We start from the raw sequence: 22,841 nt of genomic DNA, 5'->3' as shown, positions 1-22,841 counted from the left end.
TGGCCGGGCTTGTCCCGGCCATCCACGTCGTCCGGCGACCTTGGAACGACGCGGATGCCGGGGACAAGCCCGGGCATGACGGAGTAGCTCGTTGGCGGCAGTTCGTGCCGCGATTGCCGAATTTCGTCAAATGCGATCGCCCTACCCGTGCGGGGAGGGGAGCCGACTGCCGCTGAGTTGACAAGGTTGCCCCATCAGCAACCTCCCCTTCACCTCTCCGAGAGTCCGCCTCACCTGCGGCCAATGTTTGCTCGGCAACCGCCCGAGAACCGTCTATTTTGATGGGCAGGGCAGGTGCGTCTGGAGCCAAGCATGAACCTCTCCGCACTGAACACCACGGCCCTTGCCATGGTCGCGCCGGGCAAGGGCATTCTCGCCGCCGATGAATCCACCGGGACAATCAAGAAGCGCTTCGATGCCATCAAGGTCGAATCGACCGAACAGAATCGCCGCGACTATCGCGAGATGCTGTTCCGCAGCGCAGGCATGTCGTTCATCTCCGGCGTCATTCTCTATGACGAAACCATCCGGCAGAACGCCGCCGACGGCACCCCGCTGGTGAAGCTGATCGGAGCGGCCGGCGCCATTCCCGGCATCAAGGTCGACGAGGGAACGCAACCGCTGCCCGGCTGCCCCGGCGAGCGGGTCACGGCCGGGCTCGACAGGCTTGCGGATCGGCTGGCGACGTACTACGCGCTGGGTGCGCGCTTCGCCAAATGGCGGGCCGTGATCGATATCGACAAGGACAATATCCCTTCGATGACAGCGATCCATGTCAACGCGCATGCGCTCGGCCGCTATGCCGCCCTGTGCCAGGCCGCGAACATCGTGCCGATCGTCGAACCGGAGGTGCTGATGGACGGCGATCATGACATCGCTCGCTGCTTCGACGTCACGCGCCGCGTCCTGAACGAGGTGTTTCGTGAATTGCGCATCCAGCGCGTCGCGTTGGAAGGCATGATCCTGAAGCCCAACATGGCGGTCCCGGGCAAGCAATCGCCGGACCAGGCCGGGGTGCAGGAGGTCGCCGAAAGGACCGTCCAACTGCTGAAGGAATGCGTGCCTGCGGCGGTGCCCGGCATCGCCTTCCTGTCCGGCGGACAATCCGACGAGAGCGCGACCGCGCATCTCGACGCGATGAACCGGCTCGGTCCGCTGCCCTGGAGGCTGACCTTCTCCTATGGCCGTGCGTTGCAGGCCGCGCCGCAACAGGCATGGGCCGGCAAGGCGGCGAACATCCCCGTCGGCCAGCGGGCCTTCACCCACCGCGCTCGCATGAACGCGCTTGCCAGCCGCGGCCAGTGGACCGCCGCGCTCGAGAAAGAGGCCGCCTAGTGTCCGGCAAGACGACATCCGCGCGGCCCGCGCCGCGCCTGTATCTGGCAACGCCGGTCGTGACCGACGCGGCGGCGCTGGCCGCCGGCCTGCCGGCGATCCTCGCCAGCGCCGATGTGGCGGCGGTGCTGGTGCGGCTGAAGGAGAGCGATCCGCGCAGCATGATCACGACGGTCAAGACGCTGGCGCCGGCGATCCAGGGCGCCGGTGCGGCGCTGCTGATCGACCGCCATCCCGACATCGTGGCCCGCGCCGGCGCCGATGGCGCGCATCTGACCGGCGTCGCCGCGCTGGAAGAGGCGCTGCCCGGCCTGAAGCCGGACCGCATCGCCGGCTGCGGCGGCCTGTCGACACGGCATGATTCGATGCGTGCCGGCGAGCTTGGCGCCGACTATGTGCTGTTCGGCGAGCGCGACCCGCAGGGCCGGCGGCCCTCGCCGGATGCCGTCAACGAGCGCCTGGCCTGGTGGGCCGAGCTGTTCGAGCCGCCCTGCGTCGGCTATGCGATCTCGCTCAAGGAGGCCGCGGACTTCGTCGCCGCGGGAGCCGATTTCGTGCTGGTCGACGACCTCGTCTGGAACGACGCCCGCGGTCCGGCCGCCGCTCTTGACGAGATCAGCGCCGCGATCCGGAGCGCGCATACGGCCGTGCCGGCCGACACGCCGGGACAGAGCTGAACGGCCGCCGATGACGATCCTGCGCCTGACATGTGTTGTTGCTGCGCTCGCCATGGCGACGACGGGCGCGGCCGCGCAGATCTCGTTGACGCCGCCTGCTCAGCAGCCGCCGACGGAAAAGCCCAAGCCGGTCGAAAGGCCGGCGGAGAAGCCCAAGCCGCCGGCAGCGTCCGCTGCGAAGAAACCTGCTCCTGCCCCGCCGGCCAAGCCGGCCGCCCCGGCGCCGGCCGCGACGCCACAGCCCGCCGCCAATGATCCCAATGTCGACGTGGTCTACGGCGCCTATCAGCGCGGCCAGTACAAGACCGCGTTCGATCTGGCGTCGCCGCGCGCCCAGGCCGGCGACCCCAAGGCCATGGCGATGCTCGGCCAGCTCTACGAAAACGCCATGGGCATCCGCCGCGACTACGACAAGGCGGCGATCTGGTACAAACGCGCCGCCGAGGCCGGCGACCGCGAAGCGATGTTCGCGCTGGCGATGATGCGGCTGGCCGGGCGCGGCGGCCCTGTCGACAAGCTCGAGGCGGTCAAGCTGCTGGCCTCCGCCGCCAAGCTCGGCGAGCCCAAGGCGGCCTACAATCTCGCGCTGCTCTATCTCGACGGCCAGACCTTTCCGCAGGACCTCAGACGCTCGGCCGAGCTGCTGCGCCTTGCTGCGGATGCCGGCAACGCCGAGGCGCAATACGCGCTGGCGACCTTCTACAAGGAAGGAACCGGCGTGCCGAAAGACCTCGAGAAGGCCGCCCAATTGCTGAAGGCGGCCGCGATCGCCGACAATATCGACGCCGAGGTCGAATACGCGATCGCGCTGTTCAACGGCACCGGCGTGCCGAAGGACCAGCCCGCGGCAATCGCGCTGCTGCGCAGGGCCGCGCGGCAGAACAGCCCGGTCGCCCAGAACCGACTGGCATGGGTGCTGCTGTATGGAATCGCCACCCAGATGGACAAGGTCGAGGCCTACAAATGGCACCTGGTGGCCAAGACAGCCGGCAAGGGCGATCCCAAGCTCGACGAGAAATTCGCCGACATGCCCCCCGAAGACCGCGCCAAGGGCGAACAGGCCGCCAAGCGCTGGCTGGGCACCATCAAGTGATCGGCCGCTGATCCGGCCTTGACGCGGCGGCCCCGGCAGGGCACCCACAGCCAGCCATTTCACCCGCCTTCGTCCGCTTCCGGGGAAGGCGCGCACCGCGAGGTGCGGTCAGCCCAGCGCATCGAGCTCATGATCCATTCCGCCCTCATCAATGTCATGGTCAAGGCCGCGCGCCGCGCCGGTCGCAACCTCAAGCGCGATCTCGGCGAGATCGAGCACCTGCAGGTGTCGCTGAAGGGCCCGGCGAACTTCGTCTCGCGCGCCGACAAGAAGGCCGAGGAGATGCTGTACGAGGACCTCTCGAAGGCCCGGCCCGGCTACGGCTTTCTCGGCGAGGAAGGCGGCAAGCGGGAAGGCAGCGACAAGTCGCACACCTGGATCGTCGATCCGCTCGACGGCACCACCAACTTCCTGCACGGCATCCCGCAATTCGCGATCTCGATCGCGCTCCAGCGCGAGGACACCGTGATCGCCGGCGTGATCTACAATCCCGCCAATGACGAGCTCTACATCGCCGAGCGCGGCAAGGGCGCGTTCCTCAACGACCAGCGGCTGCGCGTCGCCGCACGGCGCCAGCTCCATGAATGCGTCATCGCCTGCGGCCTGCCGCATATCGGCCGCGGCGACCACCAGCTGTTCCTGCGCGAGATGACCTCGCTGCAGGTCAAGGTCGCAGGGCTCCGCCGCTTCGGCGCCGCCTCGCTCGACCTCGCCTTCGTCGCCGCCGGTCGCTTCGACGCCTATTGGGAACGCGACCTGCAGCCCTGGGACATCGCGGCCGGCCTGATCATGGTGCGCGAGGCCGGCGGCACCGTGTCGGGCATCGACGGCAAGGAGGACGCGCTGGCGACCGGGCACGTCGTGTGCGGCAACGAGGTCATTCACCGCGAGCTCGTGAAGGTGCTGAAGGCGGCGGCGTAGCTTTGATTCTGCGCGGCCACGCCGTTCGCACCGCTCGCTTCACATACGGTGTCGTCCCGGCCTTGAGCCGGGACCCATAACCACCGGCTGTTCTGATGGAGCGAGATGGGGCGACCTGCGCGCCTCAGACATCTCCCTGGGGGTATGGGTCCCGGATCTGCGCGCATACGCGCGCTTCTCCGGGACGACGCCGAGGATGGAGTTGGCGGCCGAGCTCTACCGCCGGAAAGCTATCTACAGCCTGAACACTATCTGCGCCCGCTGGTGAACGCCTGCGGCGTCGCGCCGGGCAATGCCGGGGAATTGATGTCGCTGTCGACGCGGTCGGATGACTGGCCGGCATAGCTGAAGCCGAGCGACAGGCTGACATTGGATGTCGGCTTGAACTCGACGCCGCCATTGATCGCGTAGGCCGGCGTAGACGTCGAGCGTCCGTCGAATGTTGCGAACGGGCCGCCCAGGCCGGGATTGTATTTCAGCGTGTCGAAGCCGCCGTAGAGGCTGACGCCGCTCTTGAACGTGTAGCCGTATTGCGCGCCCTCGGTGGTATACGAGCCGAGTGCCCCATAGCGATTGACGATGTTCGGGCTCAGGCCGACTCCCGAAAGCGCCGCCCAATTGTTCGTCACGCTGTAGCGCCGCGAGAAGAAGCCGCTGTCGCTGCCGTTCGTCGTGAAGCTCGGAAAGTTGCCGTAGGAGTCGAGGCTGCCGGCATCGCTGAAGCCGACCGGCCAGCCCGGCAGCCAGTATTTCACGGGGCCCGACTGGGCGTGAGCCGCGTGGCTGACAAAGGAGAAACCAGCAAGCGCGATTGCGAAGACAGATTTGCGAGAGACCATCGACATGCCGTGACCGTTTACATGCTGTGGGAGCATACACGCGGAGAGTGGCGAACTCCAGCCGGCGTCGGTGGAGTTCCGTTCTCCCGGCACGAGCGGTGTGCTCCCCTCCCCCTTGCGGAGAGGGAAGCGGAGCGCCTGTGAGGCAAGACCGCGGCACAATCCTCCGAAAAGGCCTATTCAACCTCACTCACGGCTTCACCGGCGCCGGCGGCCCATAAGCCTCAAGCTCCGCTACCGGCTCCGTCTTCTCCCGATCCCCCGCGAGCACGCGCTGGACCGAGACGAAGAACACGGGGACCATCAACAGCGCCAGGATCACCACCGCGATCATGCCGCCCATCACGTTGGTGCCGAGCGCCTGCTGGCTGGCACCGCCGGCGCCCGTCGCCATCGACATCGGCAGCACGCCGCAGACGAAGGCGAGACCGGTCATGATGATCGGGCGGAAGCGCAAGGAGCAGGCCTCGATCGTCGCCGCGACCAGCGGCTTGCCGTGGGCGCGCAGATCCTTGGCGAACTCGATGATCAGGATCGCGTCCTTGGCGGCGAGACCGATGATGGTGATCAGCGCCACCGTGAAGTACACGTCGTTGGACAGGCCGCGCAGATTGGCGGCGACGACGGCGCCGAGTATGCCGAGCGGCACGGTCAAGAGCACCGCGAGCGGGATCGTCCAGCTCTCGTAGAGCGCAGCGAGACACAGGAACACGACCAGCGCCGAGAGACCGAGCAGCAGCGGCGCCTGCGAGCCCGACAGCTTCTCCTGCAACGACTGTCCGGTCCATTCATAGCCGAAGCCACGCGGCAGCTTGGCGGCGAGCCGCTCCATCTCCTTGAGCGCATCGCCCGAGGTGTAGCCCGGCTTGGCCTCGCCGGAGATGCGGATCGCCGGATAGTAGTTGAAGCCGGCGATCTGGCTCGGTCCCTTGGCCCATTGGATGGTCGCGAACGACGAGAACGGCACCAGCTGCCCCTTCGCGTTCTTGACGCTGTAGTTGAGGATGTCGTCCGCGTTCATGCGGCTGATGCGGTCGGCCTGCACGACGACGCGCTGCATGCGGCCGCGGTTCGGGAAGTCGTTCACGTAAGTAGAGCCGAGATTGGTCGAGATCGTGGTGTTGATGTCCTCGAAGGTGACGCCGAAGGCGCCGGCCTTCTCGCGGTCGATCATCAGATTGACCTGGGGTCCCGGCGGCAGACCCTCGACATAGACCTTCTGCAGCACCGGGCTCGCATTGGCCTCGGCGATCAGCTGGTCGGCGGCAGCGATCAGCGCAGCATAGCCCTTCTGGCCGCGGTCCTGCAGGCGGAAGCTGAAGCCCGAGGAGTTGCCGAGATTGTCGATCGGCGGCGGCTGCAGCGCCGTGATCTTGGCGTCGCGCAAGCCGGCGAGATCGCGATTGATGTCGGCGACCAGCGCCGCGGCACTGTCACGCTTGCCGCGCTCCGACCAGTCCTTCAGCGAAATGAAGGCCTGGGCGGTGTTGACGCCCTGACCGGCATAGCTGAAGCCGGTCAGGAAGGTGACGTCCTCGATCCCTTCGCGCTTGGCGAGATACTTCTCGACCGCCTCCACCGCGGCCTGCGTCCGCGCGTAGGACGAGTCCGCCGGCGTCTGGACGTCGGTGGTGATGAAGCCCTGGTCGTCGACCGGCAGGAAGCCGCCGGGCAACTGGATGAAGGCGAAGGTCAGCCCGACCAGGAAGATCGCATAGATCAGCATCAGCCGTCCGGTGCGCTTCAGCGCGCCGCCGACCACGCCGGTGTAGCGGTTGCGGCTGTTGTCCATGAAGCGGTTGAACCAGCCGAACACACCCTTCTTTGCGTGGCCGTGGCCGGCCGTGACCGGCTTCAGCAGCGTCGCGCACAACGCCGGGGTCAGCGACAGCGCCAGCAGCGCCGAGAAGCCGATCGCCGCCACCATGGTGACCGAGAACTGCCGATAGATGATGCCGACCGAGCCGGGGAAGAACGCCATCGGCACGAACACCGCCATCAGCACCAGCGTGATGCCGATGATGGCGCCGGTGATCTGGCCCATCGCCTTGCGCGTCGCCTCCTTCGGCGACAGCCCCTCCTCGGTCATGATGCGCTCGACGTTCTCGACCACGACGATGGCGTCGTCGACGAGGATGCCGACCGCGAGCACCATGCCGAACATCGTCAGCATGTTGATGGAGTAGCCGACCAGCATCAGCGTTGCGCAGGTGCCGAGCAGCGCCACGGGCACCACGATGGTCGGAATGATGGTGTAGCGGATGTTCTGCAGGAACAGGAACATCACCACGAACACCAGCACCACGGCTTCGACCAGGGTCATCAGCACCCGCTTGATCGACGCCTTCACCACCGGCGTGATGTCGTAGGGAATCTCATAGCTGATGTTGGAGGGGAAGAAGCGCGACAGCTCCTTCATCTTGGCCTCGACCGCGCTCGCGGTCGCCAGCGCATTGCCGGTCGGCGACAGCAGCACCGAGAGACCCGCAGTCGGCCTGCCGTTGAGGCGGGTGTTGAACTGATAGCTGAGGCCGCCGATTTCGACGCGCGCGACATCGCGCAGCCGCACCGTCGAGCCGTCGGGATTGGCACGCAGGATGATCGATCCGAACTCGTCGGGCGAATCGAGCTGGCCCTTGACCAGCACCAGCGCCGAGGTGCGCTGCGAGGTCGTCGCGGGCTCGGCGCCGATGCTGCCCGAGGCGACCTGCGCGTTCTGCGCGCCGATCGCCTTGGTGACGTCGTCGGCAGTGAGCCCGTAGCCGATCAGCTTGGCGGGATCGAGCCAGACGCGCAGCGAGCGCTCGGTCGAATACAGCGTGGCGCGGCCGACGCCGGGAATGCGCCTGACTTCGCCGAGCACGTTGCGGATCATGAAGTCGCCGAGGCCGACCTCGTCGAGGCTGCCGTCGGTCGACTGCAGCGTGATGATCTGCAGCACGGCGGCGGAGGCTTCCTCGACCAGGATGCCCTGCTGGATGACGGCGCGCGGCAGCCGCGCCTCGACACGCTTGAGGCGGTTCTGCACCTCGACCGAGGCGTCATTGGTCGACGTGCCCGGCACGAAGTTCGCGGTGATCTCGACCTGGCCGAGCGAGTCGCTGGTGGATTCGAAGTTGAGAATGCCGGAGGCGCCGTTGAGCTCCTCCTCGATCAGGCGCGTGACGCTGTTGTAGAGGTTTTCGGGCGAGGCGCCGGGATAGCTGGTCGAGATCGAGATCGAGGGCGGCGCGATGATCGGATATTGCGCCACCGCCAGCAGCGGAATCGCGATCGCGCCGATCAGGCAGATGAACAGCGCGACCACCCAGGCGAAGATCGGCCTGTCGATGAAGAAGCTCGGCATGGCGACTTACCGCGTCGCCGACTTCGATTCGAGCTGCGACGCGGCGCTGACCTCGGTCCAGAGCTGGGGCGCGACCCTGTCGCCGGCGGCGAACTTCTGGAAGCCGTCCACCACGACCTTGTCGCCGGCGCGCAGACCGTCGGTGATCAGCACCAGGCCATCCTGAGTCGGACCGGTGCGCACCGGCCTGGCGATCGCGCGGTTGTCGTCGCGGATGACGTAGACCTCGGACCCGCCGGCCGCGTTGCGCTGCACCGCCTGCTGCGGCACGCCGACGGAGTCGCTGTCGATGCCCTGCTCGATGCGGACGCGGACATACATGCCCGGCAGGAGCTCGCGCTTCGGATTGGCGAACTCGCCGCGCAAGGTGACCTGACCGGTGGCGGCATCGACCTTGGCGTCGGAGAACAGCAGCTTGCCCGGGATCGAATACGGCGTGCCGTCGTCGAGCACGAGACGAACCTTGATCGCGTCGGACGCGATCTGGTCGAGGTCGCCCGACTCGAACGCTCGGCGCAGGCGGTTGAGCTCGCTCACCGACTGGGTGAAGTCGGCATAGATCGGATCGAGCTGCTGGATCGTGACCAGCGAGGTCTCGTTCTGGACCGCGATGGCGCCCTCGCTGACCTGGGCCGCGCCGACGATGCCGTCGATCGGCGCGCGCACGGTCGCATAGTCGAGATTGAGCTGGGCACGCGCAAGATCGGCCTTGCGGGCCTCGATGTCGGCCGCTGCCTCGCGCTCGGTCGAGATCGCCTTCTCGTTCTCGACCGCCGGGGCTGCGCGCTCCTTGAACAGCAGGCTGATGCGGTGGGCCTGCTGCACCGCGCGCTCATGCACCGCCTCGGCCTTGGCCAGCGCTGCCCGGCTCGACAGGATCTCCACCTCGAACGGCTTAGGATCGATGCGATAGAGCGGATCGCCCGCCTTGACCTCGCTGCCCTGGCGGAACAGCCGCTCGACGATGATGCCCGAGACGCGCGGACGGACGTCGGAGACGCGGGTCGGCGCGATGCGGCCGGGCAGCTCGCGCACGATCGCTCGCGCCTTCTGCTCGACGGTCACGATGCCGACGTCCGGAATGACGATCTGCTCATTGGCGGAGGCCTGAGCCTGGATGGGGTCGTTACAGCCGGCCAGCAGCGGCGCGGCGGCCGCGAGCATCAATGCACTGCTGACCAGCGACGCGCGAAAACGTGACATGCGTGGAGGAGCCCCCTCGATGATGATGATGATGATGATGAAAACCAGTCGACTGGATGGCCCAGTCATGGCGCCATTCTGGCGCTCGCCTTGCTGCAACATAGAAAAGAGCTGCTGCGACGCAACGCGAAACCCGGGCGGCTTGATGTCACACGAACTACATAACTGATAGATCAAGCTTTTTCGGGACTCACCTAATTGTGAGTGCTTTGTGGCAGCAGGTTCCCAGCAGGTTCCGCGGAGCGAAACGCGAATCCCCCTCCAGCACTGCGGCATCCCGCCGCAGCGAACAAATTAGTTCGCCGGCCGCAGGCGGTAGTGACTGACGCCCCATTCACGGCCTTCGTCGTGCCCGAACAGACCCGCGGTGGCGAGGAAGAACCAGCGCCAGCGGCGCATCCACAGCGCCGTGTCGTCGCCATAGACCGGCTGCAGCACCTGCAGGATGCGGTTGTAATCGGCATCGAAATTGGCGAGCCAGTCCCGTGCCGTGCGCTGATAATGCGTGCCGCTCCAGCGCCATTCCTTCTCGACCGCGAACAGATCCGCGTACTGCCGGATCAGGCCGTGGCTCGGCATGATGCCGCCGGTGAAGAAGTGCTGCGCGATCCAGTCCTCGCGATCGTTGCGGTCGAACAGGTAGGATCCGGTGCGGTGGGTGAAGATGTGCATGAACAGGCGGCCGTCCGGCAGGAGCCATGACTGGACCCGCGACAGCAGCTCGCGCCAGTTCATCATGTGCTCGAACATCTCGACCGAGACGATGCGATCAAAGCGCGCGTCGGGAGCGAACCCGTTCATGTCGGCGGTGACGACCCGCAGGTTGAGCAGGCCGCGCGCGGCCGCCATCTCCTCGATCGCGCGGCGCTGCGAGTGCGAGTTGGAGACCGCCGTGATCTTCGCACGCGGGAACTGCCGGGCCATGAACAGCGACAGCGAGCCCCAGCCGCAGCCGAGCTCCAGAATGGTCTGGCCATCCTGGAGATCGGCATTGGCGACGGTCTGGCGCAGCGCCTCCTCCTCCGCCTCCCGCAGGGTCGAGACCGGCTCCTTGTAGAAGCAGCAGGAGTATTTGCGGTTCGGCCCGAGCACGCGGGCGAAGAACGCCGCCGGCACCTCATAGTGCTGGCTGTTCGCCGCGTCGGTATGCTCGGCGATGGGCCGCGTCGTCAGCAGGCGGGCGAACTCTGGGTCACCCATCGCATCGGCCCCGCCGAGCCGCGCCGCCGTGCGCGCGCACAATTCGGAGATCGCGGAGCGGATGACGGCATCGGGCAGCGGCACGCGCTCGGCGGCGCCGATGATGGTCGAGATGAAGCTCATGCGGTGGCTCCGTTACTTCGTAAAAGGATTTGGCGGCAGGGGAAAGAACGCGCTGGTGCGCGCCTGATAGGCCCGGTAGCGATCGCCGCGCGAGCGCAGCATCTGCTGTTCCAGCGGCGGGATGCCGGTGACGTGGACCAGGATCCAGTACATGAACAATGGCGCGAGCAGGCTGGCGAGGCCCCACGGATGGTCGAACGACAGCGCGATGAGCGGATAGGACAGCCAGCACACCCACTCGAAGAAATAGTTGGGATGGCGCGACCAGCGCCACAGGCCGACGTCGCACACCTTGCCCTTGTTGGCGGGATCGGCGCGAAACGCCTTGAGCTGAGCGTCGGCGACGCCCTCGCCGGCGATGCCTGCGAACAGCACGAGGATGCCGAGATAGTCCTGCAGCCGAAGCTCGGCGGCCGGCGCATGGGCGGCGACGAACATCGCGAACACCAGCGGGATCGAGCCCCAGGCCTGCTGCTGCAGGAACAGGAACATCTTTCGCGGTGCGGCCGCACCCCATTGCCGGGCAAACTCCGCGTAGCGCGGGTCGTCGGAGATGCCGCGGCTGCGCGCTGCGACATGGCCGCCGAGCCGCAGCGACCAGACCGCCACCAGCACCGCGACCAGCCACTGCCGCGCGTTGGGGGCGGCGCCGCCGGCGGGCCAGATCGCGCCGGCGGCGCCGACCAGCCCGACGGAAAATGTCCAGATCGTGTCGACCCAGCCGGAGTTGCCGGTGCGCTGCTGCACGACCCAGGCGAGCCCCATCAGCACCGACATCGCCACGGCCATCGCCAGCAGCGCCTGCAGATATTCAACGACGGTCATGACAAAGCCAGGGCGTTCCCGTTAGATATGAGCCACGGGACTAACTACGCCGCGGATGCCCGCCGGTTTCAGCCATAGTTCCGCGCAGGGACGGGATTGCGCTGATCGCGGCTTTTTTCCCGCCGCTGCTGTGCCATAGTGGATTTCAGGGACCGGTCCCCGCAACGGATGTCATCGACAATGCCTCAAGGCTCCCCTTCCCGCTCCGCGATGGATCTCGAACCGACCAAGCTGTCCACGCCCCGGATCTTCCTGGTGCGGATGCTGGTCTTCCTGGTGCTGTGCGCCCTGGTCGGTGTCGTGCTGTACAAGCAGATCATCCTGGCGTTCTTCGCCAATCCCGGCCTGAACGCGCTGATCGGGGCGGTACTGTTGATCGGCGTCATCCTGGCGTTCCGCCAGGTGGTCCGGCTCTATCCGGAAGTGTCCTGGGTCAACAATTTCCGCATCGCCGATCCCGGCCTGGCGGTGCCTCGCCACCCGGTCCTGCTGGCGCCGATGGCCGCGATCCTCGGCCGCGAGCGCTCGGGGCGAATGTCGATCTCGCAGCAGACCATGCGGCACCTGCTCGACTCGATCGCCACCCGGCTCGACGAGGCCCGCGACATCTCGCGCTACATGACCGGCCTCCTGGTGTTCCTGGGCCTGCTCGGCACGTTCTGGGGCCTGATCGAAACGGTCGGCTCGGTCGGCAAGGTGATCGAGGGGCTCAAGGTCGGTGGCGACGCCGGCGCGCTGTTCGATACGCTGAAGGGCGGCCTTGCCGCGCCGCTGGGCGGCATGGGCATCTCGTTCTCGTCCTCGCTGTTCGGCCTCGCCGGCTCGCTGATCCTCGGTTTCCTCGACCTGCAATCGAGCCAGGCGCAGAACCGCTTCTATACCGATCTGGAGGACTGGCTCGCCGGCACCGTGCGGGAATATGGCGGCAGCGGCGACACCGGTGCCGACCTCTCGGTTGCCATCGAGCGGCTGCGCACCGCGATGGAGGACGGCTCCAACCGCGGCGCCACCGCGGCGATGGCCAACCTCGCCGAGGCGATCCAGGGCCTGGTCGGGCACATGCGCACCGAGCAGCAGATGATCCGCGAATGGGCCGATGGCCAGGGCGAGCAGAACCGCGAGATCAAGCGGCTGCTGGAGCGGCTGGCGCGGCAGACCGAGAAGAGTTGAGCTGCTCGACCGGCCGGCCGAAGACGAACTAGGAGACGCTGAATGGCGCTTGCCCGTACCCGCCGTGGAGATTCCGGCCTCAACTACTGGCCGGGCTTCGTCGATGCGCTGTCGACGCTGGTGCTGTCGATCGTGTTCCTGCTGACCGTGTTCCTGGTGGTGCAGTTCTTCCTGTCGCAGGAGGTCACCGGCAAGGACAAGGCGCTGGAGCAGCTCAACGCCAAGATCGCGCAGCTCAACGAGATGCTGTCCCTGGAGAAGCTCGGCAAGCTCTCGCTGGACGACCAGGTTGCGCAACTGCGCGCCGGGCTCGCAAGCGCCGAAGCTGAGCGCGACCGCGTCAAGGGCCTCTATGACGGGCTCGCCAATGCCGGCAGCAATGCCGCCGGCCGCGCCAACGAACTCAACCGGGCACTCGACTCCGAGAAGCAGGTCACGGCGCGGGCGCTGGCCCAGATCGAGGTGCTCAACCAACAGATCAGCGCACTGCGCCGCCAGCTCGCCGCGCTCGAAGATGCGCTCGATGCCTCGGAGAAGCGCGACAAGGAATCGCAGAGCCGCATCGCCGATCTCGGCTCGCGCCTCAACGTCGCGCTGGCACAGCGGGTCCAGGAGCTGACCCGGTACCGCTCGGAGTTCTTCGGCCGGCTGCGCGCCATCCTCGGTAACCGTCCCGACATTCGCGTCGTCGGCGACCGCTTCGTGTTCCAGTCCGAGGTGTTCTTCGACACGGGGCAGGCCACCCTGCTGCCCGAGGGCCAGCAGGAGCTGAACTCGGTGGCGACGGCGCTGGTCGATCTCGACAAGCAGATCCCCGCTGAGATCTCCTGGGTGCTGCGGGTCGACGGCCACACCGACGTTCGTCCGATCAACAGCCCGGTGTTCAAGTCGAACTGGGAATTGTCCTCGGCGCGCGCCATCTCGGTGGTGCAGTATCTGATCTCGCTCGGCGTGCCGGCGCAGCGCCTGGTCGCGGCGGGCTTCGCCGAATTCCAGCCGCTCGACCCCGCGAACACAGAGGACGCCTTCCGCCGCAACCGGCGTATCGAGCTGAAGCTGACGGAGCGGTGACGTCGAGCTCCACCCTGCGCCCCTATCGCGCCGACGACGAGGACGCGGCAATCGCGCTGTGGCAGGAGACCTGGCAGCTCGCCTATCCCGCCATCGACTTCGCTGCGCGGGTGCCGTGGTGGCGCGAACGCTGGCGCAGCGAGCTGGTGCCGAAGGCCGATGTGATCGTGGCCGAGGCGGAGGGCGTGCTCGCCGGGTTCGTCACGATCGATGCGACGGGCTATCTCGACCAGCTGGTCGTCTCGCCCGAGCATTGGGGCTCGCCGCTCGCTACTCAGTTGGTCGATGCAGCGAAGGAGCGATCACCTCACGGCATCACGCTGCTCGTGAACAAAGACAACGCGCGCGCGATCCGCTTCTACAAGCGCAACGGCTTCATTGAAGCCGGCGAGGACGTCAACCCGACCTCGGGCCGTCCCGTGCTGCGGATGGTGTGGATGCCAACACAATCTGTTGAATCCGAGATGGTGCCGCAATGACGCTGCGCTCCCTCTCCCCGTTCTTACGGGGAGAGTGTTGGGGTGAGGGGCAGCCACGCGCACCGACCGTGCGGAGAGCCCCCCTCACCCGGATTGCATCTGACGATGCAATCCGACCTCTCCCCGCACGCGGGGCGAGGTGCACCGAGCGCGCCGCGATTTCTATTCACACAATTGCTGGCGCAGGGAGCTAACGACTTCTCTGCTCGACCCGTTTCGTATTGTCCTCAAACGCCGCGAAACAGCACGCCGATCGTCAGCACCACGAACGCGATCGCCAGCGCGTCGAAAGCGTGCGCTGCCGACAGCAGCGGCACCGAAGCATGTATGTAGTGCGCGAGCATCGCGACGAGGGCGAGCACCAGCGCAATTGCGAAGATGACGAACGAGGGCGGCGTGAAGGCAAAACTGCCACGACGATAAGGCATGTCCGTTGCTCCTGTTGGGACCCGGCACGCCTGCTACGAGCGGCGCGCCATCTGTTCCGGCAGGGAACGTACAAGGCGGGAGAAAGGTTGCAGGGGCGGGAACGAGAATTCCGAGGGTGTTGCCGCCCGTCCACGGTGTTGCAGGAACTACACGCCCTCGAACTGCAGCCGGGCCAGCCGCGCATAGAGGCCGTTGGCCGCAACCAGCGACGTGTGGGTGCCCTGCTCGACGATGCGGCCGCGATCCATGACCAGGATGCGGTCGCAGGACAGCACCGTCGCGAGGCGATGCGCGATCACCAGCGTGGTACGGTCCTTCATCAGCCCCTCGAGCGCGGTCTGCACCAGCGTCTCGCTCTCGGCGTCGAGCGCCGAGGTCGCCTCGTCGAGCAGCAGCAGCGGCGCATCGCGCAGGATGGCGCGCGCGATGGCGATGCGCTGGCGCTGGCCGCCCGAGAGCGTGACGCCGCGCTCGCCGAGCGAGGTGTCGAAGCCGTCCGGCAAGCGGCGGATGAATTCGCTGGCATGAGCGAGATCGGCGGCGCGCTCGACCTCGGCGTCGGTCGCCTCCGGCCGGCCGAAGCGGATGTTCTCGCGCGCACTGGCGGCGAACACCACGGATTCCTGCGGCACCAGCGCGATGCGCTCGCGCATCCTGCGCGGGTCGGCCGCGCGCACCGGCACACCGTCGAACGAGATCGAGCCGGAGGCGGGATCGTAGAAGCGCAGCAGAAGATGGAACAGCGTGCTCTTGCCGGCGCCGGAGGGGCCGACGATCGCGACCTTCTCACCGGCGCGGATCGCAAACGAAACGTCATCGAGGACGCGGACATCGGGGCGACCCGGATAGGCGAAGCTGACCCGCTCGAAGCCGAGGTCGCCACGCGCCGGCTCCGGCATCGGGCGCGGCTGCGCCGGCGCCGTGATTTCCGGCTGCACGTGCAACAGCTCGAACAGCCGCTCGGCGGCGCCGGACGCCGCCGACACTTCGCCCCAGACCTCCGAGAGCTGGCCGAGCCCGGCGGCGGCGAAGGCCGCGTAGAGCACGAACTGACCGAGCCGGCCGGCGCTGATCGCACCGGTCAGCACGTCGTGGGAGCCGACCCAGAGGATCGCGACGACGCTGGAGAACACGATGAAGATGATGATCGCGGTGAGCACGCCGCGCGCCTGGGTCGAGACCCGCGCCGCCTCGTAGGCCTGCTCGACCTCGCCGCCGAAACGCGCCGCCGCGAGCCTCTCGCTGGTATAGGCCTGCACCGTCCTGATCGAGCCGATCAGCTCGGACGCATAGGCCGAGGCGTCGGCGAGCGTGTCCTGGGCGTTGCGCGACAGCCGCCGGACCCAGCGCCCGAACGCCACCAGCGGCAGCACGATCAGCGGGATCGCCAGCAGCACGAAGCCGGACAGCTTCGGGCTCGTGATCACCATCATCGCGGTGGCGCCGATGAACAGCAGCAGATTGCGCAGCGCGATGGACACGGAGGCGCCCGCCGCCGATTTGATCTGGGTGGTGTCGGCGGTGAGCCGCGACACCAGCTCGCCGGAGCGCGCGGAATCGAAGAAGGACGGCGACAGCGACATCAGATGCGCGAACACGTCGCGCCGGAGATCGGCGACGATGCGCTCGCCGATCGTCATGACGAGGTAGTAGCGGGCCGCGCTTGCCAGCGCGAGCACCGCCACGACGGCGATCATGACGCTGAAATAGCTGTTGATCAGCTCGATGCCTTTCGGCGTGAAGCCGAAATCGATCATGCGGCGGACCGCGATCGGCACCAGAAGCGTGGTCAGGGCCGCGACCGTGAGCGCGATCAGCGCCAGCAGGGCGCGGCCGCGATAGCGCAGGACATAGGGAGACAGCGCCAGCAGCGGGCGCAGCTTCGAGCGCCGCACAGGGCTTGCCGGCTCGGCCAATGCCTCGACGGCCGCAACGGCATCTCCAACCGGATCCTGCCCTGGGGCAGCGCCCTGCCGCTCGTCAAGCCGTTCCACTGCGCTCATGGGCCACCTGAGAATTCTTCCAAATACCGATCTGCCGTCCTGATAGGCCCGCCGGGCCGGGCTTGGCAAATCCGGAAACGTACCAAGGTGTTCATCCGCGACCTTGGCTTGTTTTGGGCAGAACCTTGGGCTATAGAGCGCGCCAATTGTCCCCCTTCAGTGACGACAGGATCAGGCGCGGCCGCGTCGCATCATGTCTTCGCATCGTGCCGTAGGATCAGCCATGAAAGCCGACATTCACCCGAATTATCATACGATTACGGTCGTGATGACCGATGGCACCGAGTACCAGACCCGCTCGACCTGGGGCAAAGAGGGCGACAAGCTCAACCTCGACATCGACCCCAAGTCGCACCCGGCCTGGACCGGCGGCACCCAGCAGATCATGGATCGCGGCGGCCGTGTCTCGCGCTTCCAGAAGAAGTTCCAGGGCTTCCTCAAGAAGGATTGATGCCTTCTTGCCCTCGGCACCGGCCTTCCTGGCCTGCGCCTGATCGAGAGCTCACAGCAAAACGCCCCCGGAAACGGGGGCGTTTTTGTTTCTGAGCTGGTCGCAACGAGACCTTCGGCTGGGGGAGCGGCCCCGGCGGGGGCCGCCCGATGCCGGGGCCTACTGCTCGAACGCGGCCTTCAGCCGGTTGAGATGCGGCACCAGCGGATTGCCGATCGCGCTCTGGTCCGGCGGCGGGGAATGAATGGTCGAGTCGAGCCGGCGGACCCGCACCTGCAGGCTCATCGAGCGCGAGATCAGGCTCTGCAGCTGCTGCGGCAGCTTCTCCAGCAGATCATCCGGCCCGGGATCTGCGGCGGTGAGCTTGACCTTGGTCTTCTCGCGGTTGGCCTGGCTCAGGGTCATCTCGCCCTCCTTCACCGCGCGGTGCAGGAGCAGCCAGGACGCCAGTTGCATCAGGCGGGTGGTGAGACGCATGCTCTCGGTCGCGTAGGTCAGGCTGACGGCGCGGTCGAGCGCCTTGGCCTCGTTGCGGCCGTCGCCATCGAGATAGGCGGCGGTCTCCTCGACCAGATCCATGCCTTCCCGGAACAGCGCGCCGAATGCAGCAGAATTGGTGAGCCGCTCGTTGAACTGAACCAGAGCGCCATCGCCCAGCAAACGGTCCGACATGGTTAACGCCTCTTAAACGCGACTGTTTACGCAACCCGGCAACGTCGCCGGTATGATGAACAAATCATTGCGCGGCCGGTTTCGAGAGTCCAGCAGCAACGCCTTTTATGGTTTCCACGGCGTGGGCCATGCCGTGCCCTCGTACCATTTGCGACTGCAACACGGCCGATCGCGGCCGAGTCGCACGATCAGCTCAACTAGCAACCATGATCACGGCAATAGTTTGCAGTCGTCGAAACGAGGATCGTCACGCCTGCCGCGGCGCACAGGATTTTCGCGCCTGACCTGCTGGCGACCGAAGACCGGCACGGGCGCAATGAGCCGGCACGACGTTCGTTCCACGATCGCCGCCTGCGCATGGGGGAGCGCGCCACGGGCGACCGCCCGGTTCGCCCGGCTCGGCGCGGGCGCAAAAAAAGAGCCGCCGTTTCCGGCGGCTTTGAAGTTGATAACAGGGAGGCGTCAAACAGAGTGGACAGGAGCCACTCGGTGTCCAAACGAGGACGGTTCCGGTTGTAAACGCGAAAGCTTAATCAACCGTAAATGGCGAAAATTTTTCAATCTTCGTTAGCCATGTCGGCCACTGGCCGACCGCGTTTCTACGGCTGCGAGGTTCACGACTTGAAGATGCTGGCGGCGGCATCACGCGAGGCGCGCTTTTTCGCCACCGCCTGCTCGATGCGCTCGATCTCGGCCCGGAGCAGCGCCACCCGGCTGGTCAGCTCCTCGACCGACAGCATCGACAGATCCTGCCCGATCTCGTGCGAAACGGCCTTGCGGGGCCGATCGTCGTCCTCGTTCGCCATCTCACCCTCCTCCCGGTTGCCAGCCATGCCCCGGCTGGCTTAAGCACGCGGCAGCACCCGCTTTCAGCCCTCGCCGAAGGATTTCTCATGGAACAGCTGCCCGCGCAAATGACCGTGGTCGCCATCAGCCAGCCGGGCGGACCCGAGGTGCTCAAGCCGGAAACCCGGCCCGTGCCCAAGCCCGGCCCCGGCGAGATCCTGATCAAGGTGAAGGCCGCCGGCGTTAACCGTCCCGACGTCGCCCAGCGCTCCGGCAGCTATCCGCCGCCGCCCGGCGCCAGCGACCTGCCGGGGCTGGAAGTGGCCGGGGAGGTCGTGGCGCTCGGCGAGGGCGCCGTCCGGCACAAGCTCGGCGACACCGTGATGTCCCTGGTGGCCGGCGGCGGCTATGCGCAATACTGCATCGCACAAGATGCGCAGGCGATGGCGGTGCCGCCGGCGCTGTCCCTCCTGGAAGCCGGCGCCCTGCCCGAGACCCTGATGACGGTCTGGCACAACGTGTTCGAGCGCGGCGGCCTGAAGGCTGGCGAGACCCTGCTGGTGCATGGCGGCTCCTCCGGCATCGGCACCATGGCGATCCAGCTCGGCAAGGCATTCGGCGCCAAGGTGCTGGTCACCGTCGGCTCGCAGGACAAGGCCGACGCCTGCGTGAAGCTCGGCGCCGACCGCGCCATCAACTACAAGACGGAGGATTTCGTCGCCGCGGTCAAGGAAGCGACCGGCGGCAAGGGCGCCAACGTCATCCTCGACATGGTCGGCGGCGACTACATCGAGCGCAACTACGACGCCGCGGCCACCGATGGCCGCATCGTCCAGATCGCCTTCCTCGCCAGCCCCAAGGCGTCAGTCAATTTCGTCAAGCTGATGGTGAAGCGCCTGACCCATACCGGATCTACGCTGCGCCCGCGCAGCAACGCCGACAAGGCGGCGATGGTGGCGGCGATCGAGGCCAAGGTGATGCCGTTCCTGCGCGAGGGCCGCATCAAGCCATTGATGGACTCGACCTTTCCCCTCGCAGATGCAGCCAAAGCGCATGCACGCATGGAGACGAGCCAACATATTGGCAAAATTGTGTTGGAAATCTAGGCGCAGTCTAAACACAGCGTGTTTGGAAACTCTTTGATTCTCCTCGCTTTCGTGCCAATGATCGCGCACAGCTGAACCGTGCCTGGAACGGCTCCAATTAGCCCGGCGACGACCTCTTTCGATTTGGCTTGTTTCGCTTTGGATTGGTGTCGAACGCGGAGATTTGACATTGCGTCTGATCAGGTGCCTCGCGTCGTTGGCGGCGCTGGGCCTCGTGATGTGTGGTGCCGCTGCCCCCGCTCAGGCCGTTGACGCCGTCAGCGTTCGCAGCGACGCGCCTGCGATCGACCTCACGGGCATCCTCGATCATCAGCGCAGCGAGAACGACCGCATCCAGGTCTCGACCGCGCCCGGCACCGACGGCATCGTCCGCCGCATCGAGGTGCGGGCGCGCGAGGGCGGCCAGAACTGGATCGTGTTCGCACTGGCCAACAACACCGACGACCAGCTCGACCGCCTGATCGTGGCACCGCACTACCGCGTGGTCGGCTCCGGCGTGTTGTGGCCCGATCTCGGCCTGTCGCGCATCGCCACCATCACGCCCTCGGTCGGCGACCTGCCGGAGCGGCAGGAGAGTCCGACCGCCGACGTCTTCCGCGTCACCCTCGATCCGGGCTCGGTCGTCACCTTCGTGGCCGAGCTGCGCACGGACAAGCTGCCGCAGCTCTATCTGTGGGAGCCCGAGGCCTACAAGGACAAGGTCAACTCGTTCACGCTGTACCAGGGCATCGTGATCGGCATCTCCGGTCTTCTCGCCCTCGTTCTCACGATCCTGTTCGTGGTCAAGGGCAGTATCATGTTTCCGGCGGCCGCGGCGCTGGCCTGGGCGGTGCTGGTCTATATCGGCGTCGATTTCGGCTTCTGGGGCAAGGTCCTGGACATGTCGAACAATGCCGAGCGCGTCTGGCGCGCGGCGGGCGAGGCGATCCTCGCCGCGACCCTGCTGGTGTTCCTGTTCGCCTATCTCAATTTGTCGCGCTGGCACGTTCGCTACTCGCACATCACGCTGGGCTGGCTGTTCTTCCTGGGCTCGCTGGTCGCGGTGGCGCTGTTCGACCCGGCGGTGGCCTCGGGCATCGCGCGCATGTCGTTGCTCTTGATCGCCGTGCTGGGCTTTGCGCTGATCGTCTATCTCTCCAGCCACGGCTTCGACCGCGCGGTGCTGCTGATCCCGACCTGGTTCCTGCTCACGGTGTGGGTCGCCGCCGCCGGCATGACGGTCGCGGGCCAGGTCACCAACGACATCGTCGGCCCGGCGCTGCTCGGCGGCCTCGTGCTGATCGTGATGCTGATCGGCTTTACGGTGATGCAGCACGCCTTCGCCGGCGGCGGCGCCACCACCGGCATCGTCTCCGACGTCGAGCGCCGCGCGCTGGCGCTCGCCGGCTCCGGCGACCTGATCTGGGACTGGGACGTCTCCGCCGACAAGGTGTTCACCAGCCCGGAGACCGAGAGCCTGCTCGGCCTCAAGCGCGGCACGCTCGAAGGCCCGGCCGCGAAATGGCTCGAGGTGCTGCATCCGCTCGATCAGGACCGCTTCCGCGCCGCGCTCGACAGTGTCCTCGACCAGCGCCGCGGCCGCCTGGTGCAGGACTTCCGGCTGCGCACGCCCGATGGCCATTTCATGTGGTTCGCACTGAAGGCGCGCCCCGTGGTCGGCTCCGACGGCGAGGTCTCGCGCGTGGTCGGCACCTTGACGGACGTGACCGAGTTCAAGAATGCCGAGGAGCGCCTGCTCCACGACAGCGTGCACGACAATCTGACCGGCCTGCCCAACCGCAAGCTGTTCATCGACCGTCTTGCCGCCGTCGCCAATTTCGCCAAGTCGATGCCGGCCATGCGGCCGACCCTGATGGTGATCGATCTCGACCGCTTCAAGCAGGTCAACGACTCCGTCGGCATCGCGGTCGGCGATTCCATCCTGCTGACCCTGGCGCGGCGGCTGTCGCGCATCCTCAAACCCCAGGACACGCTGGCGCGGCTGGCCGGCGATCAGTTCGGCCTGATCCTGCTGTCCGAGCAGGACCCCGCCCGCATCACCGCTTTCGCCGAGACCATCCGCAAGACCATCCGCGCGCCGATCGCCTTCAACGAGCGCGAGATCTTCCTGACCGCCTCGATCGGCCTCGCTTTGTCCGATCCGCAGACGCAACTGTCGGAGGACATCATCAAGGATGCCGAGCTTGCGATGTATCATTCCAAGCGCATCGGCGGCGACCGCATCGACGTCTACAAGCCGGCGATGCGCGCGCGCAAGAACGACCGCCTGACCCTGGAGAGCGAGCTGCGCCGCTCGATCGAGCGCCAGGAGATCACCATCCTGTACCAGCCGATCGTGCGGCTGGAGGATCGCTCGATCGCCGGCTTCGAGGCGTTGGCACGCTGGGACCATCCGAAGCTCGGCCGGATGTCGCCGATCGAGTTCATCACCATCGCGGAAGAGATCGGCCTGATCGTCGATCTCGGCACCTTCGTGCTCGACCAGACGGCGCGGCAGCTCTCGGTGTGGCAGCGCGCGACACGGCTGCGCGAGCCGATCTTCGCCAGCGTCAACGTCTCCTCCCGCCAGCTCCTGCGCCACGACCTGATCCACGACATCCGCTCGGTGCTGGCGCGCTCTTCGGTGGCGCGCGGCTCGCTCAAGATCGAGCTGACGGAATCGCTAGTGATGGAAAACCCCGAGCACGCCGCGCAGATGCTGGCGCGCATCCGCGAGCTCGGCGTCGGCCTGTCGATCGACGATTTCGGCACCGGCCATTCCTCGCTGGCCTATCTGCAGCGCTTCCCGTTCGACACCTTGAAGATCGACCAGTCGTTCGTGCGCACCACCGCGCGCGGCACCCGTCCCGTCATCCTCAAATCGATCATCGCGCTGGCGCACGACCTCGGCATGGACGTGGTGGCGGAAGGCGCGGAGACCGACTCCGATGCCGTCGAGCTCTATCAGCTCGGCTGCGAATACGCCCAGGGCTACGCCTTCGGCGAGCCGATGGACGCCGACGCCGCGATGCGGCTTCTCACGGAAGAGCGGCTGGAAGCGGCGAGCTGAGGCTGCAATGCATCCAGGACGGCAACAGCCTCAGGATGCATCTTTCATTTTGCTTCGTTTGAG

19 protein-coding genes are annotated in these 22,841 nt (G+C 66.7%); 10 read left to right on the top strand and 9 right to left on the bottom strand.

Annotation, left to right across the window (positions count from 1 at the left end):
- Positions 1 to 312: 312 nt before the first annotated feature.
- The 4 genes from ACQR13_RS06405 to ACQR13_RS06390 all read left to right on the top strand — a co-directional run bounded on the left by ACQR13_RS06405 (position 313) and on the right by ACQR13_RS06390 (position 4,026).
- The gene (locus ACQR13_RS06405; RefSeq protein ID WP_315752608.1) at positions 313 to 1,335 is read left to right on the top strand and encodes a class I fructose-bisphosphate aldolase; all 1,023 of its coding nucleotides are present in this window, start codon (positions 313 to 315) and stop codon (positions 1,333 to 1,335) included.
- Complete coding sequence (locus ACQR13_RS06400; RefSeq protein WP_315752607.1) at positions 1,335 to 2,012, top strand: thiamine phosphate synthase; 678 nt, start codon at positions 1,335 to 1,337, stop codon at positions 2,010 to 2,012. Before ACQR13_RS06405 ends, ACQR13_RS06400 begins: the two co-directional genes overlap by 1 nt.
- Positions 2,013 to 2,022: 10 nt before the next feature.
- Positions 2,023 to 3,105 carry a tetratricopeptide repeat protein gene (locus ACQR13_RS06395; protein WP_315752606.1) on the top strand — a complete coding sequence of 361 codons (1,083 nt, stop codon included), beginning with the start codon at positions 2,023 to 2,025 and terminating at the stop codon, positions 3,103 to 3,105.
- Positions 3,106 to 3,234: 129 nt separating this feature from the next.
- Positions 3,235 to 4,026 carry an inositol monophosphatase family protein gene (locus tag ACQR13_RS06390; protein ID WP_315713903.1) on the top strand — a complete coding sequence of 264 codons (792 nt, stop codon included), beginning with the start codon at positions 3,235 to 3,237 and terminating at the stop codon, positions 4,024 to 4,026.
- Positions 4,027 to 4,274: 248 nt separating this feature from the next.
- On the opposite strand, the gene ACQR13_RS06385 is transcribed toward ACQR13_RS06390, so the two are convergent.
- From ACQR13_RS06385 to ACQR13_RS06365, 5 genes are all read right to left on the bottom strand, one after another.
- Entirely contained in the window at positions 4,275 to 4,781 is a 507-nt protein-coding gene (locus ACQR13_RS06385; RefSeq protein WP_434862672.1) for an outer membrane protein, read from the bottom strand.
- A gap of 274 nt (positions 4,782 to 5,055) precedes the next feature.
- Entirely contained in the window at positions 5,056 to 8,211 is a 3,156-nt protein-coding gene (locus tag ACQR13_RS06380) for a multidrug efflux RND transporter permease subunit (protein ID WP_316172627.1), read from the bottom strand.
- A gap of 6 nt (positions 8,212 to 8,217) precedes the next feature.
- Positions 8,218 to 9,414, bottom strand: coding sequence for an efflux RND transporter periplasmic adaptor subunit (locus tag ACQR13_RS06375; RefSeq protein WP_316172751.1), 1,197 nt, complete (start codon positions 9,412 to 9,414; stop codon positions 8,218 to 8,220).
- 294 nt (positions 9,415 to 9,708) lie between these two features.
- Positions 9,709 to 10,737 (bottom strand): SAM-dependent methyltransferase, encoded by a 1,029-nt coding sequence (locus tag ACQR13_RS06370; RefSeq protein WP_316172628.1) that lies wholly within the window; start codon positions 10,735 to 10,737, stop codon positions 9,709 to 9,711.
- A gap of 12 nt (positions 10,738 to 10,749) precedes the next feature.
- Entirely contained in the window at positions 10,750 to 11,562 is an 813-nt protein-coding gene (locus tag ACQR13_RS06365; protein WP_316172629.1) for a DUF1295 domain-containing protein, read from the bottom strand.
- A 180-nt stretch (positions 11,563 to 11,742) separates the two neighbouring features.
- Here ACQR13_RS06365 and ACQR13_RS06360 point away from each other — a divergent pair, with 180 nt between their 5' ends.
- The 3 genes from ACQR13_RS06360 to ACQR13_RS06350 are packed head-to-tail and all read left to right on the top strand — an operon-like array spanning position 11,743 to position 14,282.
- The gene (locus ACQR13_RS06360; protein WP_315826018.1) at positions 11,743 to 12,732 is read left to right on the top strand and encodes a flagellar motor protein MotA; all 990 of its coding nucleotides are present in this window, start codon (positions 11,743 to 11,745) and stop codon (positions 12,730 to 12,732) included.
- Between the two features lie 42 nt (positions 12,733 to 12,774).
- The gene (locus ACQR13_RS06355) at positions 12,775 to 13,803 is read left to right on the top strand and encodes a peptidoglycan -binding protein (protein ID WP_315734445.1); all 1,029 of its coding nucleotides are present in this window, start codon (positions 12,775 to 12,777) and stop codon (positions 13,801 to 13,803) included.
- Entirely contained in the window at positions 13,800 to 14,282 is a 483-nt protein-coding gene (locus ACQR13_RS06350; protein WP_315713895.1) for a GNAT family N-acetyltransferase, read from the top strand. The genes ACQR13_RS06355 and ACQR13_RS06350 overlap by 4 nt, the downstream gene beginning before the upstream one ends.
- Positions 14,283 to 14,509: 227 nt before the next feature.
- On the opposite strand, the gene ACQR13_RS06345 is transcribed toward ACQR13_RS06350, so the two are convergent.
- Positions 14,510 to 14,710, bottom strand: a complete 201-nt coding sequence (locus ACQR13_RS06345; protein WP_434862671.1) for a hypothetical protein — start codon at positions 14,708 to 14,710, stop codon at positions 14,510 to 14,512.
- A gap of 147 nt (positions 14,711 to 14,857) precedes the next feature.
- On the bottom strand, positions 14,858 to 16,714 hold the full coding sequence (locus ACQR13_RS06340; RefSeq protein ID WP_316169477.1) for an ABC transporter ATP-binding protein/permease: 1,857 nt from the start codon (positions 16,712 to 16,714) through the stop codon (positions 14,858 to 14,860).
- 223 nt (positions 16,715 to 16,937) lie between these two features.
- Between ACQR13_RS06340 and rpmE the strand changes: the two genes are divergently transcribed.
- Positions 16,938 to 17,165 carry a 50S ribosomal protein L31 gene (rpmE, locus tag ACQR13_RS06335; protein WP_012046762.1) on the top strand — a complete coding sequence of 76 codons (228 nt, stop codon included), beginning with the start codon at positions 16,938 to 16,940 and terminating at the stop codon, positions 17,163 to 17,165.
- A gap of 159 nt (positions 17,166 to 17,324) precedes the next feature.
- Here the strand turns inward: rpmE and ACQR13_RS06330 are convergent, their stop codons facing one another.
- Complete coding sequence (locus ACQR13_RS06330) at positions 17,325 to 17,837, bottom strand: DUF1465 family protein (protein ID WP_315713893.1); 513 nt, start codon at positions 17,835 to 17,837, stop codon at positions 17,325 to 17,327.
- Positions 17,838 to 18,451: 614 nt separating this feature from the next.
- Complete coding sequence (locus ACQR13_RS06325; RefSeq protein ID WP_315713892.1) at positions 18,452 to 18,643, bottom strand: DUF1192 domain-containing protein; 192 nt, start codon at positions 18,641 to 18,643, stop codon at positions 18,452 to 18,454.
- Between the two features lie 87 nt (positions 18,644 to 18,730).
- On the opposite strand from ACQR13_RS06325, the gene ACQR13_RS06320 reads away from it, so the two are divergent.
- Together ACQR13_RS06320 and ACQR13_RS06315 are read left to right on the top strand one after the other, a co-directional pair.
- Positions 18,731 to 19,729, top strand: coding sequence for an NAD(P)H-quinone oxidoreductase (locus tag ACQR13_RS06320; RefSeq protein ID WP_316169478.1), 999 nt, complete (start codon positions 18,731 to 18,733; stop codon positions 19,727 to 19,729).
- A 169-nt stretch (positions 19,730 to 19,898) separates the two neighbouring features.
- On the top strand, positions 19,899 to 22,778 hold the full coding sequence (locus ACQR13_RS06315; protein ID WP_315713890.1) for an EAL domain-containing protein: 2,880 nt from the start codon (positions 19,899 to 19,901) through the stop codon (positions 22,776 to 22,778).
- Positions 22,779 to 22,841 lie beyond the last annotated feature (63 nt).

Source organism: Bradyrhizobium sp. HKCCYLRH3059 (assembly GCF_051168035.1).
GTDB lineage: Bacteria > Pseudomonadota > Alphaproteobacteria > Rhizobiales > Xanthobacteraceae > Bradyrhizobium.
This window is presented reverse-complemented; position numbering and strand designations above follow the sequence as displayed.

Bases quoted from the DNA above. Each gene is read 5' to 3' on its own strand.
- ACQR13_RS06390 (WP_315713903.1), top strand. From the start codon at position 3,235: ATGATCCATTCCGCCCTCATCAATGTCATGGTCAAGGCCGCGCGCCGC.
- ACQR13_RS06365 (WP_316172629.1), bottom strand. From the start codon at position 11,562: ATGACCGTCGTTGAATATCTGCAGGCGCTGCTGGCGATGGCCGTGGCG.
- ACQR13_RS06405 (WP_315752608.1), top strand. From the start codon at position 313: ATGAACCTCTCCGCACTGAACACCACGGCCCTTGCCATGGTCGCGCCG.
- ACQR13_RS06370 (WP_316172628.1), bottom strand. From the start codon at position 10,737: ATGAGCTTCATCTCGACCATCATCGGCGCCGCCGAGCGCGTGCCGCTG.
- ACQR13_RS06355 (WP_315734445.1), top strand. From the start codon at position 12,775: ATGGCGCTTGCCCGTACCCGCCGTGGAGATTCCGGCCTCAACTACTGG.
- ACQR13_RS06345 (WP_434862671.1), bottom strand. From the start codon at position 14,710: ATGCCTTATCGTCGTGGCAGTTTTGCCTTCACGCCGCCCTCGTTCGTC.
- ACQR13_RS06395 (WP_315752606.1), top strand. From the start codon at position 2,023: ATGACGATCCTGCGCCTGACATGTGTTGTTGCTGCGCTCGCCATGGCG.
- ACQR13_RS06380 (WP_316172627.1), bottom strand. From the start codon at position 8,211: ATGCCGAGCTTCTTCATCGACAGGCCGATCTTCGCCTGGGTGGTCGCG.
- rpmE (WP_012046762.1), top strand. From the start codon at position 16,938: ATGAAAGCCGACATTCACCCGAATTATCATACGATTACGGTCGTGATG.
- ACQR13_RS06325 (WP_315713892.1), bottom strand. From the start codon at position 18,643: ATGGCGAACGAGGACGACGATCGGCCCCGCAAGGCCGTTTCGCACGAG.
- ACQR13_RS06375 (WP_316172751.1), bottom strand. From the start codon at position 9,414: ATGTCACGTTTTCGCGCGTCGCTGGTCAGCAGTGCATTGATGCTCGCG.
- ACQR13_RS06320 (WP_316169478.1), top strand. From the start codon at position 18,731: ATGGAACAGCTGCCCGCGCAAATGACCGTGGTCGCCATCAGCCAGCCG.
- ACQR13_RS06340 (WP_316169477.1), bottom strand. From the start codon at position 16,714: ATGAGCGCAGTGGAACGGCTTGACGAGCGGCAGGGCGCTGCCCCAGGG.
- ACQR13_RS06360 (WP_315826018.1), top strand. From the start codon at position 11,743: ATGCCTCAAGGCTCCCCTTCCCGCTCCGCGATGGATCTCGAACCGACC.
- ACQR13_RS06330 (WP_315713893.1), bottom strand. From the start codon at position 17,837: ATGTCGGACCGTTTGCTGGGCGATGGCGCTCTGGTTCAGTTCAACGAG.